Raw genomic sequence first — 16,064 nt, forward strand, 5'->3', positions numbered from 1 at the left:
CGGACCGGGGGCAGTGCCCGCCCGCACGCGGGAGAGGCGGCCCGCACCAGACGCCCGCAGGCGGGAGAGGCCGACTTGATCCGCTGCCTGCCGCCCGCACGGCAGGCGGGAGAGGCCGACTTGATCCGCTGCCTGCCGCCCGCACGCAGGAAGGGCGGGCGGAAGGGCGGCCCGCACCAGCCGCCAGTCACGGCCGGGCGGCGACGGCCTGCATCAGCCGCTCGTCACGGCCGGGCGGCGACCGCCCGGCCGATCAGGTCCACCATCGACTCGACGAGTGCCTCGTCCGGCATCCGGTGTTCACCGACCATGCGGAAGACCAGCGATGCCGCCACGAGCGTCGCGGCGTCCGCCAGGTCGACGTCGGGCCGCACGTCACCGCGCGCCACACCGCGTTCCAGCAGATGCCGTGTCTCGCTCATCACCCGCGCCGTGTACGCGCGGTAGGCACCGGGTTCCGCGCCGGCCTCGGCGGCGGAGCCGATCATCCCGGCGAGCAGTCGGGCGACGCCGGGCCGCCGGTACGCCTCCATGCGCGCCGTCAGGACCGCGCGCAGCTCGGCACGGAAGTCGCCCATGTCGGGCACCGTCAGCGGTCCGATCCGTGATTCGGTGGCGGCGATGACGAGGTCCTGTTTGGTGGGCCAGCGCCGGTACATCGCGGGCTTGCTGACCCCGGCGCGGGCCGCGACGGCGTCCATGGTCAACGCGCCCATGCCGCTCTCCGCCACCAACTCCACGACGGCGTCCAGCACCGCCGCGGTGACGCGTTCCTGCCGTGGCCGTCCCGGCCCCCTCCGCGCCTGCTGCACCCGCTCCTCGGCCATGCCGCGACCCTAGCCGCATCGCGTCCGCATCGCGCGCACAGGGGCCGGCGGAAGTCGCACGGGGGCCGGTTGAACTCGTGTGGGGACCGGTTGAACTCATACGGGAGCCGGTTGAACTCACAAAGGGCCGGTGAGCCTCGTACGGAGCCAGTGAGCCTCGTACGCAGCCGGTGAGACCGGTACGCAGCCGGTGGAACTGCCGACGGCCGGCCGCTCACCGCCGCTCGGTCAGCTCGGCCCTGAGCACATGCTTGGTGATCTTCCCGGAGGGCGTGCGGGGGAGCCGCTCCCGCACCACCAGTTCGCGCGGGATCTTGTAGCGGGCGATCCGCGGTGTAGACGGTCACCGCGCAGGTCGCCACATGGGGATCGGTGGAGGACGCCGACGAGCGCGCGAGCTGCGCGGCGACCTCGTCGAGGTGGGTCAGCAGCTCCTCCGTCTCCATGTCCTGCAGGGCAAGGGTGCGCAGGGCGACGCGGAGCCGGCCCATGGTGGCGGCCGCCTCGATGCCGTGGCCGGCCACCTCGCCGACGGCGAGGGCGACGCGGGTGCCCGAGAGGGGAATGACGTCGAACCAGTCGCCACCGGCGCTTTCGGGCAGGTACACATACGCGGTGTCGACCGCCGAGAGCCGCGGGATCCTGCCCGGCTGGAGCCTGCACTGCAACGTCGAGGCCATCGCGTGCTCGCGCCGGTAGCTGCGCGCGCTGTCCAGATGCGCGGACTCGGTGGAGGCGGCTTGCCGGGCCACGTCGAGATCGGCTTCGCCGAAGGGGTCGGTCCGCCGCGGCCTGCCGCTCGGTCACGTCCTCGACCACACCCACCACGCCGGGCGCGCCCTCGCTCGGGCCGTGCAGCGGAAAGAGGGACGCTTCGAGCGCGAGCGTCTGACGCGGGTCGGACGGGGAGCGTCCGCGGACCAGTCGGCCGCGCAGGGGCTCGCCGGTGGCGAGCACCTCGTCGATCAGGCTCGTGAGCGCATCCGGCTCCAGACCGGGGGCGAACTCCTCGACGCCGTGCCCCACGATGTCCTCGGCGGACAGTCCCCGCACTCCCCGTCCGGCGGGGTTGTAGCGCACGACCTTCCGTTCCGCGTCGAAGACGAACAGGCCCTGGGGTGAATTGCCGAACAAGGCGTTCAGCACCGCGGAATCGTCGACGGGGCCGGATGTCACCGCAAGCTCCCTTCGCGGACCTCCCTCCTCACCCTCTCGCATCCGTTCGGTGCGGCAACTCGGTGCTGAAGCGGAGGGGGCGGGCCTCCTGCCGGTGCCGTCAGCGGGATTCCGAGGCCGCCGATGTCCCGTTGGCCCGCCTGCTCATTCGGGGCTGCCGGGGACGATGGTGTCGAGCGCCGCGAGGCAGGCGGCGATGGCGGATTCGTGCGCGGTGTTCTGCCGCACGACGACCTCGATCGTGCGGGCCAGGGTGTGGTCCGTGACCGGTCGCGTGAGCAGCGTGGGCGGGAGCCGGTGCGTGGCCATACGGGGGATGAGGACCGTGTGTCCGGCGCTTGCGGCAAGGGCGGTCATGGCGGAGAAGTCGGTGCAGGTGTGCCGTACCTCCGGGGTGAAACCGGCTGATCGGCAGGCCTGCAGGACGGCATCGCCGCACGCGGTCTGCGCGGGGGCGATGATCCACGGTGTGTCCGCCAGCTCGCGCAGCTCGACCGGTGCTTCCTCCGGGCCGGCCGCCGGGTGATCACGCCGCAGGACGGCGACCAGGGGATCGGTCCTCAGGGTCCGGGTCTCGACACCGGCGTGGGCGGGTGTGGCGAGATTGGTGTAGCGGTAGACCAGCGCGAGATCGACGCGCCGCTGGAGCAACAGCCGCACGGCGGCCTCGGGTTCGGCCTCGGTGATGTGCAGCCGCAGGGCCGGGTGTGCGCCCTGGAGCGCGTCGCCGAGGGGGGCGGCCAGCGGCACGAGGGCGCTGGGGAAGCAGCCGAGGTGGAGGGGGCCGGACGGGTTCTCGCTCCCGGTGTTCAGCCGGATCCGGGCTTGTTCGAGCGCGGCGAGCACCCGCTCGGTGTCCTCGGTCAGCCGGTGACCGGCGGCCGTGAGATGGATCTGGCGGCCCGTGCGTTCCAGCAGTCGGGTGCGCGTCTCCTCCTCCAGGAGCCGCAGTTGCTGGGAGACGGCGGAGGGTGTGACGCCGTGCAGTTCGGCGACCGCGGTCACCGTGCCGTGCACCGCCAGGTCGCGCAGGAGAACGAGTCGCCGGACTTCGAGCATCAGTTCATCTTAAGTGCATGCTGCAGACGATGTAGCTGGACAGGAGGGTGCCCGGCCCGCTGGTCCGGGTACGCGATGCGGTGCGGGGGGCATGAATGAACCGGTCGGATCACACAAGAGAAGTCTTGACCAGGGCGGCCAGTTCGGCTGCCGCGGCCGTCGTCCGGTCCCGGTCGCCGGTGGCGACCAGATCGAGGACGAGCCCCCGGAAGGCCGCCAGGACCATGGCGGCCAGCCGTCCGGCGCGCTCCGGAGAGCACCCCGCGCCGACCAGGTGCCGCTCGATCACCCCGAGCCAGTCACTGACGATGCCGTCCAGGAAGCGCGGGTGGCGTTCCGGTTCACGGATGGCATGGCCGTACGCCTCGAAGAAGAACCGCCAGTACGGCAGCAGACCCGGCTCGGACATGACCTTCCAGACCGCCTCGATCGCCCGGCCGGGCCCCGACGCCGCCAGGACGGCGGTCTGCACGTCCATGACGTGACGGTCCCGGCAGCGGAACTCGGCGAGGATCTCCGCGACGAGGTCCTCCTTGGTCCCGAAGTAGTAGAGCAGCGTCCGGTGCCCGATACCGAGGCTTGCGGCGAGCGGACGGATGGACAGTCCGTCGAGCCCGTTCTCGACCACGTAGTCGACGGCCGCGTCCAGCAGCTCCCGGCGCCTGGGCTCGTGCCGGGACTGCCGGGCGCCCTCACTCACGTCTTCCATCACCCAAGGGTACGACCTCCGTGGACCGGGATCGTCCCGGATGCGATTGCATGAACCGATCGGTTCAATTATGTTCTCACGGAAACTGAACGGTTAACAGCATGTTCACGGCCTGAAAGAGGTGCGTCATGGACGCCAAGCAGGGGATCGCCGAAAAGATCACTGAGACGAGGGCCGCACTGCTGCGGCTCAGCCACGAGATCCACGCCCATCCCGAGCAGGGCTTCGAGGAGTGGAAGGCCTCCCGGTGGCTGACCGAGCTGCTCGCCGAGGCGGGTTTCTCGGTCGAGGCGGGCGGGTTCGACCTGCCGACCTCGTTCGTGGCGTCGTACGGGACGGGCCCCCTCACGGTGGCGTTCGTGGCCGAGTACGACGCACTGCCCGGGATCGGGCACGCCTGCGGGCACAACGTGATCGCCGCCACGTCGGCCGGCGCCGCCATGGCCGCCGCGAAGGTCGCCGACGAGACGGGCATGACGGTGAAGGTCATCGGCACACCGGCTCAGGAACTGGGCGGCGGCAAGATCCTCATGATGGAGCGCGGGGCGTTCGAGGGCGTGCACGCGGCGATGATGGCGCACCCGGCGCCGCTGGACGTCGCCGACGTCACGACCCTCGCGATGACACACATCGACGTCACCTACACCGGCCGTGAGTCACACGCCTCGATGTTCCCCGAGAACGGCCTGAACGCCCTGGACGCCCTGACCGTCGCCCAGACCGGCATCGGCCTGCTGCGCCAGCAGCTGCCCGCGGACTCCCGTGTCCACGGCATCGTCCGCAAGGGCGGCGACGCCCCCCATGTCATCCCCCATGACCTCAGCGCCGAGTACATGATCCGCGCCTCGACCCTCGCCGAACTGGAACGGCTGGAGCCCCGGATCCACAACTGCTTCCACGCCGGCGCACTCGCCTCGGGCACCGAGGTGCAGATCGACCGCTACCACCCCTCCTACGCCGAACTGCGCCAGGACTCCGCCCTGCTGGCGCTCTACCACGCCAACGCCGTCGCCAACGGGCGGACGTTCCCCCCGCTCGACCCCGAACTGGTGCGCCGGGCGGCCGGCGCAACCGACATGGGCAACATCTCCCACGTCATCCCCTCCATCCACCCGGCGATCGGCCTGGCCTCCTTGCCCGCCGTACCGCACCAGGCGGAGTTCGCGGCCTTCGCGATCACCGCCGCCGCCGACCGGGCGGTCCTGCAGGGCGCGGCCTCGCTGGCCGCCACCGCCGTGGACGCGGCCCTCGAACCCGGCCTGCGCGAGCGCCTGCTCTCCACGCCCCACCGGACCGCACAGCACCCGCGCGAGGACAGCGCCGCATGAAACCGCCCGCTCCCCTCCGGGCCCCTTTCACTCCGGCCGTCGGACGCCGTACGGAACAGGGTCCGCCGGTCCCGGGCCGGCGCGAAAGAACCGACCGCGTGTGTGAGACTCGCTGAAAGGCATCCTGGGCTGCCCGGGGAAACGGCGGCCAGGTCCATCGGCCGTCATCACCGCGTGTCCAGGGACGGCGCGGCGATCGGAGTCGGCCCGCATCGCGACAAGGAGTTCGGCGATGACAGGACGGCAAAGAGCTCGCAGCTTCTGTGACAGGTTCGGGCTGCGACTCCCGATCGTGCAGGCGCCGATGGCGGGATCCTGCCCTCCGGAACTTGCCGTGGCGGTGGCCCAGGCCGGAGGCATGGGTGCCGCCGGAGTACTGCTGGACACTCCGGATCGCATCGCGGCCTGGGCAGAACAGTTCAGGTCACGCTCTTCCGGCGTCTTCCAGCTGAACGTCTGGATTCCGGAGCGGACCGGCTCCGACCCGGCGGAGCGACAGCGTCGGGAAGACGATGCCCGGACCTTCCTCGGCCGATTCGGCACTCCGGGCCCGGTCGCTGCAGCCGAGCGGCCGGTCTTCCAGGAGCAGTGCGAAGCCATACTCGCGGCCCGCCCGGCGGTGGTCTCCTCCATCATGGGCCTCTTCGAACCGGCATACGTACGCCGACTGCACGACCAGGGCATCGCCTGGTTCGCGTGTGCCACCACCCTCGATGAGGCACGTGCCGCCCAGGACGCCGGCGCGGACGCGGTCGTGGCCCAGGGAATGGAGGCAGGGGGGCATCGGGGCAGCTTCCGCCAGGAGGAGGCCGAGCACACCGACGTCGGGCTGTTCGCTCTGCTGCCCTGGTTCGCCGATCATCTGCAGGTGCCGATCGTGGCCGCCGGAGGTGTCGCCGACGGACGCGGAGTCGCCGCGGCGCTCGCCCTGGGAGCCAGCGCGGTGCAGGTGGGAACCGCTCTGCTGCGCTGCCCGGAAGCCGGCACCGCTCCGGAGTGGAAGGCCTCGCTGAACGGTCTGGCGCCGGACGCCACGATGGCCACCCGCGCCTACTCCGGCCGCCTGGCCAGAGCCGTGTCCACCCCCTACCTCCGGGCGTGGACCGAGCCGGGCGCGCCGCCTCCCGCCCTCTTCCCCGATCAGCTGCGGCTCGTCGGCCAGTGGCGGCGGGGCGACGCGGCGGGCATGGACCGCGCCAACCACTGGGCCGGCCAGAGCGCCGCTCTGGCCACCGAGAAACCCGCGGGCCAAGTGGTCGCCGAGATGTGGCAGGAGGCGTGCGAACTGCTCGCCTGACGGCCGCGTGGCCGACCGGGCGGCAGAACACGGTGGCGGGCAGGGTCCATCGCCGGCCCGCACGTCGCAGTCTCCACCGGCACCGCCCCACGCGGGATCTCGGGACCTACGGCAGCGGCCGGCCGTCCGGGCGGGGGCCGTCATGGCGGCAGCGGCTGGCCGTCCAGGAGGGAGCCGTCATGGCGGTGGCGGGCGCCGGGCGGAGGCCATCACTGCGAAGACGGCGCCGGGCGGAAGCCGTCACGGCGGAGGCGCGCGCCGGGCGGAAGCCGTCACGGCGGTAGCGCGCGCCGGGCGGAGGCCGTCACGGCAGTGGCGGTTCCGGGCGGAAGCCGTCACGGCAGCGGCGGTTCCGGGCGGATGCCGGGGCGGAACTTCGGGACGCGTACCGTGATCTTCGTGCCGGCGCCCACGCCGGTCTCGATGACCAGGCCGTGGTCGTCGCCGTACACCTGGCGCAGTCGCATGTCGACGTTGCTCAGGCCGATGCCGACGGACGGGCCGCCCCTGCCGCGCAGGATGTCGCGCAGCCGCTGCGGGTCCATGCCCACGCCGTTGTCCTCGATGACCACCCGGGCCTCGGTGCCCTCGTCGTCGGCGACGATCGTGATGCGCCGGCGGTCCGCCGACTCCTCCAGGCCGTGTTTGAGCGCGTTCTCGACGAGGGGTTGCAGACAGAGGAACGGCAGGGTGACGGGCAGCACCTCGGGGGCGATCCGCAGGGTCACTTCGAGGCGTCTGCCGAAGCGGGCCCGGGCGAGTTCCAGGTACTGCTCGATGGAGCGCAGTTCCTCGGCCAGGGTGGTGAAGTCGCCGCCGCGGCGGAACGAGTAGCGGGTGAAGTCGGCGAACTCCAGCAGGAGTTCACGGGCCCGCTCGGGGTCGGTGCGGACGAACGAGGCGATGCTGGCGAGTGAGTTGTAGACGAAGTGCGGGGAGATCTGCGCGCGCAGGGCCCTGATCTCGGCCTCGATCACACTGGAGCGGGCCCGGTCCAGGTCGACGAGTTCGAGCTGGACGGAGACCCAGCGGGCCACTTCCTCGGCGGCCCGGAGCATGACGGCGGACTCCGCGCCGCCGAACGCGGCCAGCGTGCCGGGGACCCGGCCGTCGACGCTCAGCGGTGCCACGACCCCCCACCGCACGGGACAGGTGTCGTAGCCGCAGGACAGCGCGAAGGTCTGGGTGCGGCCGACGCGGACGGCGTGCGCGAGCTGTGCCTCGGCCTCCTCGCGGTGGTGGTCGCCGGCGCCGTCCCAGGCGAGCACGGACTCCTCGTCGGTGAGGGCGAGGGCGACCGTGCCGAGCAGCGGACGCAGCCGCTTGGCCGCCTTGCGGGCGGTGTCGGGCGTCAGGCCGGCGCGCAGGGGCGGTGCGGCGAGCGAGGCCGTGTGCAGGGTGTGGAAGGTGGCCCGTTCGACGGGGGTGCCGGAGCCGGCCGGGTTCTCCTGCTGGCGGCGGGCACCTGCATGGCCGAGGGCGGCGCCGAGAGCGAACAGCGCGAGGCCGGCGACAGCGAGGACGACGGTGCCGAGAGCGCTCATACGGGCCGCTCCGGACGGGCGCCGCCCATGGCGACTGTTGCGGGCACGCCATGACCGAACACGCCATGACCGGGCAGGGCATGACCGAACACGCCATGACCGGGCAGGGCATGACCGGTCACTACGCCGCTGGCCAGGGCATGACGGGTCACGGCGCCGCAGGCCAGGGCATGACCGCTCATGGCGGGACCGGTCAGAGCAGGACCACCGGTCACCGCGCAATCGCTCACGGCGCGGTCCGTCACGGCGCGGCCGCTCACCGCGCGGCCCCTCACGGCGCGGCCGGTCCAGGGTGGCCGGTCAGTGCCTCGGGCAGATGGAGCCGGGCCATGGTGGCGGCGGTGCTCGCCGGGACGCGGTCGCGGGTGGCCAGGGAGATCAGCACCATCGCGGCGAACCCCACGGGCACCGACCAGACGGCGGGCCAGGCCAGCAGGGTGTGCAGCGGGCCGGAGCGGGCCGCGCCGGCGATGGTCGCCGTCACCGCGGTGAGCGCGGAGCCGCCGCCGAGGAGCAGTCCGGCGACCGCGCCGGGCGGGGTCAGTCCGCGCCACCAGATGCCGAGGACGAGCAGCGGGCAGAACGAGGAGGCGGACACGGCGAAGGCCAGCCCCACCGCGTCGGCGACGGGCAGGTTGCCGACCACGGCGTTGGCGGCGGTCGGCACCGCGATCGCCGGCAGCGTCGCCAGCCGGAAGTGCCGGATGCCCAGGGTCGGCAGCACGTCCTGGGCGAGCACACCGGCGACGGACATGGTGAGCCCGGAGACGGTGGACAGGAACGCCGCGCAGGCGCCGCCCGCGACGAGGGCGCCCAGCAGGTCGCCGCCGGCTCCGCCGAGCAGCCGCTGCGGCAGGACGAGGACCGCCGCATCGGTGTCGCCGGTCAGCAGCAGGTCGGGCGCGTAGAGCCGGCCGAGGACGCCGTAGAGCGGGATCAGCAGGTAGAAGGCGCTCAGCAGGCCCAGGACGACGACGGTGGTGCGGCGGGCGGCGCGACCGTCGGGATTGGTGTAGAAGCGGACCACCACGTGCGGCAGGCCCATGGTGCCGAGGAAGGTGGCGAGGATCAGCCCGTAGGTGGCGTAGAGGCCGTGCTGTTGGCGGTCGGCCGACAGCGGTTTCGCCCAGCTCGACGGGGTCGCGTCGGCGCCGCCCTCGCCGGGCAGGGGCACACGGGCGCCGGACGGGAAGCGCAGGGTGGTGTCGGCCCCGATCCGGTGGGTGCCCGCGTCGAGGGTGAGCGGGGCACCGTGCCGCTCCCGTCCGTCGACAGTGCCGCTCGCGGTGACGCGCACCGGCTCCAGCAGGGTGAGGATGAGCGGCCGGTCCACGCGTACCGGGGTGGAGCGCTGGAAGACCGGCCGTTCGTCCCAGGCCGGGGCCGGGGTGTGGTCGGAGCGCCAGGCGAGCAGCAGGAACACGGCGGGCACCAGCAGGGCGGTGAGTTTCAGCCAGTACTGGAACGCCTGGACGAAGGTGATGCTGCGCATGCCTCCGGCGGCCACCGCCACGGTGACCACCACCGCGACGACCAGACCGCCGAACCAGCCGGGCGCCCCGGTGAGCAGCCGGAGGGTCAGTCCGGCGCCGCGCAGCTGGGGCAGCAGATAGAGCCAGCCGACGCCGACGACGAGGACGCCGGCGATCCGCCGGACGGACCGGGACTCCAGCCGCGCCTCGGCGAAGTCCGGCAGGGTGTAGGCGCCCGAGCGGCGCAGCGGAGCGGCGACGAAGGCCAGCAGGACCAGGAAGCCGGCGGTGTAGCCGATCGGGAACCACAGCATGTCCGCGCCCTGGGCGAGAACGAGCCCTGCGATGCCGAGGAAGGAGGCGGCGGACAGGTACTCGCCGCTGACGGCGAACGCGTTGAGCCGCGGCGGCACGCTGCGCGAGGCGACATAGAAGTCGGAGGTGGTCCGGGAGATGCGCAGGCCCAGCGCGCCGACGAGCACCGTGGCGAGGACCACGGCCGACACGCCGGCGATGGAGTACGTCTGGTTCAACGCGCGGTCACGTCACCCTCGTTGCGCTCGGCACGGCGGACGTACCAGGCGCCCGTGCACAGCAGCACCGGATACGGTGCCACGCCCAGCAGGAGCCACACGGCGAGCGGGAGTCCCGGCCGGGTGTCCGCGAGCGGAAGCAGTCGCAGGAGCACGGGGAGCAGCCCCAGCGAGGCCACGAGCAGGGCGGCCGCCGCCAGGGCCGCCCGCAGCTGACGGCGCATCAGCGTGGTGACGGCGGTGTCCTCGGCCGGGGTGCCGGAGCGGGTTCCGGGCAGGTTCGACGGGAGGGGTCCGGGAGGGCCACCGCGGCCGGTGCGGGGCCGGGGAAGGCCGCCGCGGCCGGTCCGAGGGCGGGGAAGAGCGCCGCGATCGGTGCGGGGCCGTCCGGTGACCACCTCCCTGCGCGGGACGGATTCCGCACCCATGACGCACTCCCGGAGGCCGCGGTGATCACCTTGTTGCGGTGAGTGTACGCAGCGGGCCGCCGGTCAGGTAGACGCCGGACCGGGTTCGGCACACGCTCGGCCCGGCCACGGTGCGCTCGCCCCGGCATGCCTGCCGGGTCACCGCGGTCCGCCGACCGCGCCCCGGGCCCGTCGGGCCAGCAGGTCGCGCAGCTCCCGGGCGTTGCGGCGGCTCACGGCGAGGATCCGGTCGCCGATCCTGACCGTCAGGTTGCCGCCGTCCAGGCGCAGTTCCTCGATGCGGCCGAGGGCCACCAGACGGCTGCGGTGGATGCGTACGAACCCGCGCGAGCGCCACTGCTCCTCCAGCGTGGAGAGCGGGATCCGCACCAGGTGGCTGCCGTGCGGGGTGTGCAGGCGCGCGTAGTCGCCCTGCGCCTCGACCCAGGTGATGTCGGCGATGGGGACGAAGCGTGTCACCCCGCCGAGTTCCACGGGGACCTGGTCGACCGGGGGGCGGGCCGGGCCCTGCCCGGCCCGGGTCAGTTCGGCGACGCGTCGTACGGCCTCCGCGAAGCGTTCTCTGCGCAGGGGCTTGAGGAGGTAGTCCACGGCCTTGAGGTCGAACGCCCGCAGGGCGAAGTCCTCATGGGCGGTGACGAAGACGATCAGCGGCGGGGCCGCGAAGCCGCCGAGCAGTTCCGCGAGGCCCAGGCCGCCGAGGCCGGGCATGTTGATGTCGAGGAAGACGACGTCGACGGCCTCGGGGCCGTCCGGCCCTGCCGCCATGGCCCGTTCGAGCAGGCGCAGTGCCTCGGTGGCGTCCGGGGCGGGCACGACGGTGCCGATCCGCGGGTCCTCGCCCAGGAGGTACAGCAGCTCTGCGAGCGCGGGTTCCTCGTCGTCCACCGCAAGTGCGCGCAGCATCTCCCGCATCTCCCCGGCCCCGCTTCCGTACGAACTCCGACGCCCGCGTGAGCAGCATCCTCGGCCCAGGGGACGCCCCGCGTCGAGACGTTCGCGACGTCGCTCAGTCCGGCAGAAGCATCCGTACCCGCTCCCCCGGCCCGATCCGGACCACCCGGTCGGGCAGCCGGATGTCGATGGGTGCGCGGCCGGAGGAGGCCGGTACGGCGGCCACCAGCTGGCCGTGGCGCAGGCGCAGGTGTACGCCCCAGTGGCCCTGGTAGCGCAGGGAGAAGCCGTAGGAGGAGAGTTCCGGCAGCGGGACCGGGTCGAGCCACAGCAGTCCGTCGCGGGTCTCCAGGCCGGTGAGGCAGCGCTGGACCAGGTCGAGCGTGCCGGCCATGGCGCCGAGGTGGATGCCCTCGCCGGTGGTGCCGCCCTGTACGTCGGCGATGTCGCCGCGCAGGGCCTCCTGCACGAAGCCCCAGGCGTCGGTGCGGCGGGCGCGGGCCAGGATCCAGCCGTGCACCAGGCCGCTGAGGGTGGAGCCGTGCGAGGTGCGGTGCAGGTAGTAGTCGACCGTCGCCGTCCATGTCTCGTCGTCCAGCCGGTGGCCCAACTGTGCGAAGAGCGCGCGGAGTTCGGAGGGGGAGAACAGATAGCCGAGCATCAGGACGTCGGCCTGCTTCGACGCCTGGTAGCGGTTGACGGTGTCGCCCTCCGCCTCCAGGATCCGGTCCAGGCGCCGGATGTCCTCGTACCGCTTGCGGTAACCGTCCCAGTCCAGCTCGGCGAGGTCGCCGTAGCCCTCGAACTGGCTGATCACGCCTTCGTGGAAGGGTACGTGCAGAGTGCGGGAGACCTCCTCCCAGCGGGTGAGTTCGTCCTGCTCCAGGCCGGTGCCCTCGGTGATCTCGCGGCGGCGCGGCTCGGGCAGCCGGCCCAGCAGCTCCAGGGCCCGGGTGAGCACCCAGGCGGCGGTGACGTTGGTGTACGCGTTGTCGTCCAGGCCCGGTTCGGGCGCGTCGGGGTAGGCGTCGTGGTACTCGTCGGGGCCGACCACGCCCCGGATCCGGTGCCGGCCGAGGTGGCTGTCGTAGACGGCCGAGTCGGCCCAGAAGCGGGCGATCTGGAGGACCATCTCGGCGCCCTCCGTGTGCAGGAAGTCGGTGTCCCCGCTGGCCTCGCAGTACTGCCACACGTTGTACGCCACCGCCGAGCCGACGTGCCGCTGCAGCCGGGAGTGGTCCGCCAGCCAGCGACCCGAGCGGGGATTGAGGTGCAGCTCCTGGGTTTCCTCCCGGCCGTCACTGCCGCTCTGCCACGGGTAGAGGGCGCCGCGCCGGCCGGTCTCGCGGGCCGCGTGCAGGGCCGTGTCCAGGCGCCGGTGGCGGTAGCGCAGCAGGGCGCGGGAGACCTCGGGCAGATGGAGGCTCAGGTAGGGCAGGACGAACAGCTCGTCCCAGAAGACGTGCCCCCGGTACGCCTCGCCGTGCAGTCCGCGTGCGGGCACGCCGACGTCGAGGTCCGCGGTGTGCGGGGAGAGGGTCTGCAGCACGTGGAAGAGGTGCAGGCGCAGGATGCGGCCCGGTTCGCCGGGGACGTCGAGTTCGGCCCGCCGCCACAGCTGCTCCCAGGCCGTGATGTGCGAGGTCAGCAGGTCGTCGAAGCTTGGCGCGTCGGCGACCCGCTGGACGGCCGCGCACAGCGGGTCGCTGATGGCGGGGTCGTGGGAGGTGTGCAGGGCGACGGTCTTGTCGACGGTGGCCGTGCGGCCCGGGGACAGGGTGAGCCGCAGGCGCTGCACGGCCCGCTGCGGCTCGTGGGCGTCCGAGACCGGTTCGTCGGCGGTGAGCCGCGAGGCGAGCCCGACCTCGATGCCGGAGGTGCGGGTACGGCAGCGCAGCCATGCCGTGCCGGGTGCGCGGCCGCCCGTCTCGACCTGGGTGAGATGGCGGCCGTCCAGGTCCCGGTAGCGGGCCACCCCGGCGTTGGTGACGCTCCCGTCGAGGGCGGCCTCGACGTCCAGCCGGGCACCGGCGCCTTCGGTGGTGAAGTCGGTGCGCAGGGCGGCGAGGTGGGGATCGGCCATGTGGACGAGGCGGAGCTGCCGGACGAGGAGCGTGCTCTTCGTGCCGAGCCGGTAGCGGGTGCGGCGCTCCAGGACACCGGGGTCCAGGTGGAGGGCCAGATGGTGTTCGGTGACCGTGGCGGTGTCGGGGGTGAGCCAGTCCCGCCCGGCCAGGCGGAAGCGGAGCGGCAGCCAGTCGGGGAGGTTGACCATGTCCTCGTTCTCGACCCGGCGCCCGGCGACCTCGGAGGCGAGCCGGTTGTAGCAGCCGGCCGCGTAGGTGCCGGGGTAGTGCACGGCGTCCGCGGTGCACTCGGGCAGTGCGCCGCGGGTGGCGAAGCGGCCGTTGCCCAGGGTGCACAGGGACTCCCGCAGGCGTTCCTCCGCGGGGTCGTATCCGTCGTACTCCCACAGCAGACCGGTCACCTGCGGCCCTCCCGTTCTCCTCGGTCCAGTCTGCTCCTGTCCCGGCGGCCTCGGCATGTGCGGGGGATCTTCGCTGGTCAGACACCGTGTCGAAGGGCGGGGGTGCGCTCCGGGGGCGCTGTGTGTCCCCGCCCTTCGGACCGGTCAGGGATAGCTGACGAGGTTCGCCACGTTGGTGGCCGGGTTCGAGGGCCCTCCCGTGGTGTTGACGACGTGGCTGATCGTGCCGGTGCCGCCGAGGGAGACGGTCACCATGCTGGTGAAGCGGACGTTCGCGCTGTTCGGAGCCTCGATGGCGTGCGCGGCGGTCACGCCGGGGTTGACGTTGAAGTAGCAGTAGCTGCCGAGGCCGTAGGCCTGGTGGCTGGTGACGGAGTCGGCGACCTTGTAGGCGGCGTAGCCCTGGGTGGAGCCGTTCATCCAGGCCGACTGGTTCGGCGGGTCGTAGGGCATCTCGTTCTGGAAGAAGTAGGTGCGGCCGCCGTTGCCGTTCCAGATCACCTGGTACTTCTGGAAGTGCTCCACGAACAGGCCGTACATGGTCACGTCCGTGCCGTTGACCGTGAGCCCGGTGTCGGCGGTGTTGCTGGTCCAGCCGACGCCGCTGCCGTGGTCGGCGCGCCAGATCCACATGTGGTCGCCGATGACGTTGCTGCTGTTGACGACGATGCCGGTGCCCGCCTTGCCGACGCCGGCGCCGCCGACGCGGACGTAGACGTCGTGCAGGGACGTCGGGTCGGCGGCGTGGGAGGCGGCGGAGCCGGCCGGCCCGACCTCCAGCAGGGTCTTGGAGCTGGTGGTGCCGGCATCGAGGAGCAGGCCCGCGATCTTCACGCCGTCGACGTCGGCGACGCTCATCGCGGTGATGCCGTTGTCCGGGACGAGGGTGGCGAGGCCGAGCCCGAGGACGACGGTGTCGGGGCGGGTCACCTTCAGGGTCTGGTCCAGGTGGTAGACACCTGGGGTGACCAGGAGGTTCTTGCCCGCGGCGAGCGCGGCGTTGATCTGGGCCGCGCTCGCGCCCGGCTTGACGATGAAGAAGGTGTCCAGGGACAGCGAGCTGCCGGCCGGGCTGCCACCGGCCCAGCTGGTCGCCGTGGAGCCGGACCGGACCGACGGCACGAACACCTGGTAGGCGCCGTTGCCGTCGACGTACAGGAACGGCTTCTCGCGGCTGACCGGGCTCTGGGCGACCGTCGTGTACGGGGGGTTGGGGAAGCTGGTGGCCGGGACGCCCTGGCTGCCGACGAAGACCATGTTCCAGTTGGAGCCGGTCCAGCTGCCCAGCTGTGAGTTGCGGGTCAGCCACTGCTGCTGGGTGCCGGAGTTCACCTGTCCGTCGACCTTGCTGTCGGCCAGGTAGCCGCCACTGGACCAGCCGCCGTCGTCCAGGGCGAGGCTGCCGCGCAGGTGCATCCGCCGGTACGGCGCCGCCTGGGAGACCGCCCAGCGGTCGCTGCCGCCGGCGGGGTTGACCGACAGGTTCTCGGCGCCGCGCCAGAAGTTCTGCGTGGCGTTGCCCTGGAACCAGTCCGCCTCCGCGTGCACCGCGCCGTTGACCGAGACGGCGTCGGGGGTCAGTCCGAGGCCCGCGACCTGGGTGTAGAAGCCGACGTTGACGTCCGCGCCGTAGGCGCCGGGCTTGAACAGCACGGCGTAGCGCTGGGAGCCGAACTGGTTGGTCTCCTGCTGCTTGAAGATCGTGTCCAGCCTGCTCTGGATGGCCGAGGACGGCATCGACGGGTCGAAGACGACGACGTTCGGGCCGAGGTCGGGGTCGCTGGTGGACTGGTTCACGGGGACCACCTGGAAGCGCTGGGCGGCGGTGCCGTTGCAGGTGTACTGAACGAACTGGACGCTGTCCGCGAGCGAGGCGCCCGGGTCGTCCAGGCACTTGCCGCTGCCCCGGTTGACGAAGTGGAAGGCGCCGCCGCCGTCGTCCACGGGCAGCCACTGCTGATTGCCGCCGCCTCCGTAACTCCACAGGTGGACCGGGGCGTTGTCGGCGGTGGAGACGTCGGCGACGTCCACGACCTGGCCGGTGCTGTTGGCGGTGCCGATGCGGACGTAGCCGTCGCCGGTCGCGGTGAAGTTCCACTGCTGGGCGGTGGTGTTGTTGCAGGTGTACTGCTGTACGACGGTGCCATTGGCGGTGCCGGCGGCCTTGGCGTCCAGGCATCTGCCGCTCGCGGCGTTCATGACGGTGGCGAAGCCGGTCGGCAGGGCGGTGGCCGGGGCGGCCGCGGCATGCGCGGGTGCGGCGGTGAGCAGGGACGCGGCCGCCATGGCGACCAGTGCGACGGCCGTCG

Annotated in this window: 11 protein-coding genes and 2 pseudogenes; 2 read left to right on the top strand and 11 right to left on the bottom strand. The window is 72.6% G+C overall.

The features are described from left to right. Positions 1 to 224 precede the first annotated feature (224 nt). The 5 genes and pseudogenes from ACZ7P3_RS04985 to ACZ7P3_RS05005 form a co-directional block, all read right to left on the bottom strand. Positions 225 to 827, bottom strand: a complete 603-nt coding sequence (locus ACZ7P3_RS04985) for a TetR/AcrR family transcriptional regulator (protein WP_472079013.1) — start codon at positions 825 to 827, stop codon at positions 225 to 227. A gap of 305 nt (positions 828 to 1,132) precedes the next feature. Then, positions 1,133 to 1,507: pseudogene (locus tag ACZ7P3_RS04990) on the bottom strand (PP2C family protein-serine/threonine phosphatase); the annotation flags it as partial. A 163-nt stretch (positions 1,508 to 1,670) separates the two neighbouring features. Continuing rightward, a pseudogene (locus ACZ7P3_RS04995) lies at positions 1,671 to 2,045 on the bottom strand (PAS domain-containing protein); the annotation flags it as partial. A 102-nt stretch (positions 2,046 to 2,147) separates the two neighbouring features. After that, positions 2,148 to 3,062, bottom strand: coding sequence for a LysR family transcriptional regulator (locus ACZ7P3_RS05000; protein WP_472079014.1), 915 nt, complete (start codon positions 3,060 to 3,062; stop codon positions 2,148 to 2,150). Positions 3,063 to 3,171: 109 nt separating this feature from the next. Further along, positions 3,172 to 3,771 carry a TetR/AcrR family transcriptional regulator gene (locus ACZ7P3_RS05005; RefSeq protein ID WP_472079015.1) on the bottom strand — a complete coding sequence of 200 codons (600 nt, stop codon included), beginning with the start codon at positions 3,769 to 3,771 and terminating at the stop codon, positions 3,172 to 3,174. Between the two features lie 128 nt (positions 3,772 to 3,899). On the opposite strand from ACZ7P3_RS05005, the gene ACZ7P3_RS05010 reads away from it, so the two are divergent. Then, positions 3,900 to 5,099, top strand: coding sequence for an amidohydrolase (locus ACZ7P3_RS05010; RefSeq protein WP_472079016.1), 1,200 nt, complete (start codon positions 3,900 to 3,902; stop codon positions 5,097 to 5,099). Positions 5,100 to 5,331: 232 nt separating this feature from the next. Then, the gene (locus ACZ7P3_RS05015) at positions 5,332 to 6,396 is read left to right on the top strand and encodes an NAD(P)H-dependent flavin oxidoreductase (protein WP_472079017.1); all 1,065 of its coding nucleotides are present in this window, start codon (positions 5,332 to 5,334) and stop codon (positions 6,394 to 6,396) included. A gap of 335 nt (positions 6,397 to 6,731) precedes the next feature. Here the strand turns inward: ACZ7P3_RS05015 and ACZ7P3_RS05020 are convergent, their stop codons facing one another. The 6 genes from ACZ7P3_RS05020 to ACZ7P3_RS05045 form a co-directional block, all read right to left on the bottom strand. Further along, the gene (locus tag ACZ7P3_RS05020; protein WP_472079018.1) at positions 6,732 to 7,940 is read right to left on the bottom strand and encodes a sensor histidine kinase; all 1,209 of its coding nucleotides are present in this window, start codon (positions 7,938 to 7,940) and stop codon (positions 6,732 to 6,734) included. 271 nt (positions 7,941 to 8,211) lie between these two features. Then, on the bottom strand, positions 8,212 to 9,945 hold the full coding sequence (locus tag ACZ7P3_RS05025; protein WP_472079019.1) for a sodium/solute symporter: 1,734 nt from the start codon (positions 9,943 to 9,945) through the stop codon (positions 8,212 to 8,214). Continuing rightward, positions 9,942 to 10,373: a hypothetical protein gene (locus ACZ7P3_RS05030; RefSeq protein ID WP_472079020.1), complete on the bottom strand. Its 432-nt coding sequence runs from the start codon at positions 10,371 to 10,373 to the stop codon at positions 9,942 to 9,944. Before ACZ7P3_RS05030 ends, ACZ7P3_RS05025 begins: the two co-directional genes overlap by 4 nt. Before the next feature lie 138 nt (positions 10,374 to 10,511). Continuing rightward, positions 10,512 to 11,279, bottom strand: a complete 768-nt coding sequence (locus ACZ7P3_RS05035) for a LytR/AlgR family response regulator transcription factor (protein ID WP_472079022.1) — start codon at positions 11,277 to 11,279, stop codon at positions 10,512 to 10,514. A gap of 103 nt (positions 11,280 to 11,382) precedes the next feature. Next, the gene (locus ACZ7P3_RS05040) at positions 11,383 to 13,755 is read right to left on the bottom strand and encodes a glycoside hydrolase family 65 protein (protein WP_472079023.1); all 2,373 of its coding nucleotides are present in this window, start codon (positions 13,753 to 13,755) and stop codon (positions 11,383 to 11,385) included. A 144-nt stretch (positions 13,756 to 13,899) separates the two neighbouring features. Next, entirely contained in the window at positions 13,900 to 16,041 is a 2,142-nt protein-coding gene (locus ACZ7P3_RS05045; protein ID WP_472079426.1) for an RICIN domain-containing protein, read from the bottom strand. Between the last annotated feature and the right edge of the window lie 23 nt (positions 16,042 to 16,064).

The organism is Streptomyces sp. NPDC107581 (assembly GCF_055657175.1).

Bases quoted from the DNA above. Each gene is read 5' to 3' on its own strand.
- ACZ7P3_RS04985 (WP_472079013.1), bottom strand. From the start codon at position 827: ATGGCCGAGGAGCGGGTGCAGCAGGCGCGGAGGGGGCCGGGACGGCCA.
- ACZ7P3_RS05000 (WP_472079014.1), bottom strand. From the start codon at position 3,062: ATGCTCGAAGTCCGGCGACTCGTTCTCCTGCGCGACCTGGCGGTGCAC.
- ACZ7P3_RS05005 (WP_472079015.1), bottom strand. From the start codon at position 3,771: ATGGAAGACGTGAGTGAGGGCGCCCGGCAGTCCCGGCACGAGCCCAGG.
- ACZ7P3_RS05010 (WP_472079016.1), top strand. From the start codon at position 3,900: ATGGACGCCAAGCAGGGGATCGCCGAAAAGATCACTGAGACGAGGGCC.
- ACZ7P3_RS05015 (WP_472079017.1), top strand. From the start codon at position 5,332: ATGACAGGACGGCAAAGAGCTCGCAGCTTCTGTGACAGGTTCGGGCTG.
- ACZ7P3_RS05020 (WP_472079018.1), bottom strand. From the start codon at position 7,940: ATGAGCGCTCTCGGCACCGTCGTCCTCGCTGTCGCCGGCCTCGCGCTG.
- ACZ7P3_RS05030 (WP_472079020.1), bottom strand. From the start codon at position 10,373: ATGGGTGCGGAATCCGTCCCGCGCAGGGAGGTGGTCACCGGACGGCCC.
- ACZ7P3_RS05035 (WP_472079022.1), bottom strand. From the start codon at position 11,279: ATGCTGCGCGCACTTGCGGTGGACGACGAGGAACCCGCGCTCGCAGAG.
- ACZ7P3_RS05045 (WP_472079426.1), bottom strand. From the start codon at position 16,041: ATGGCGGCCGCGTCCCTGCTCACCGCCGCACCCGCGCATGCCGCGGCC.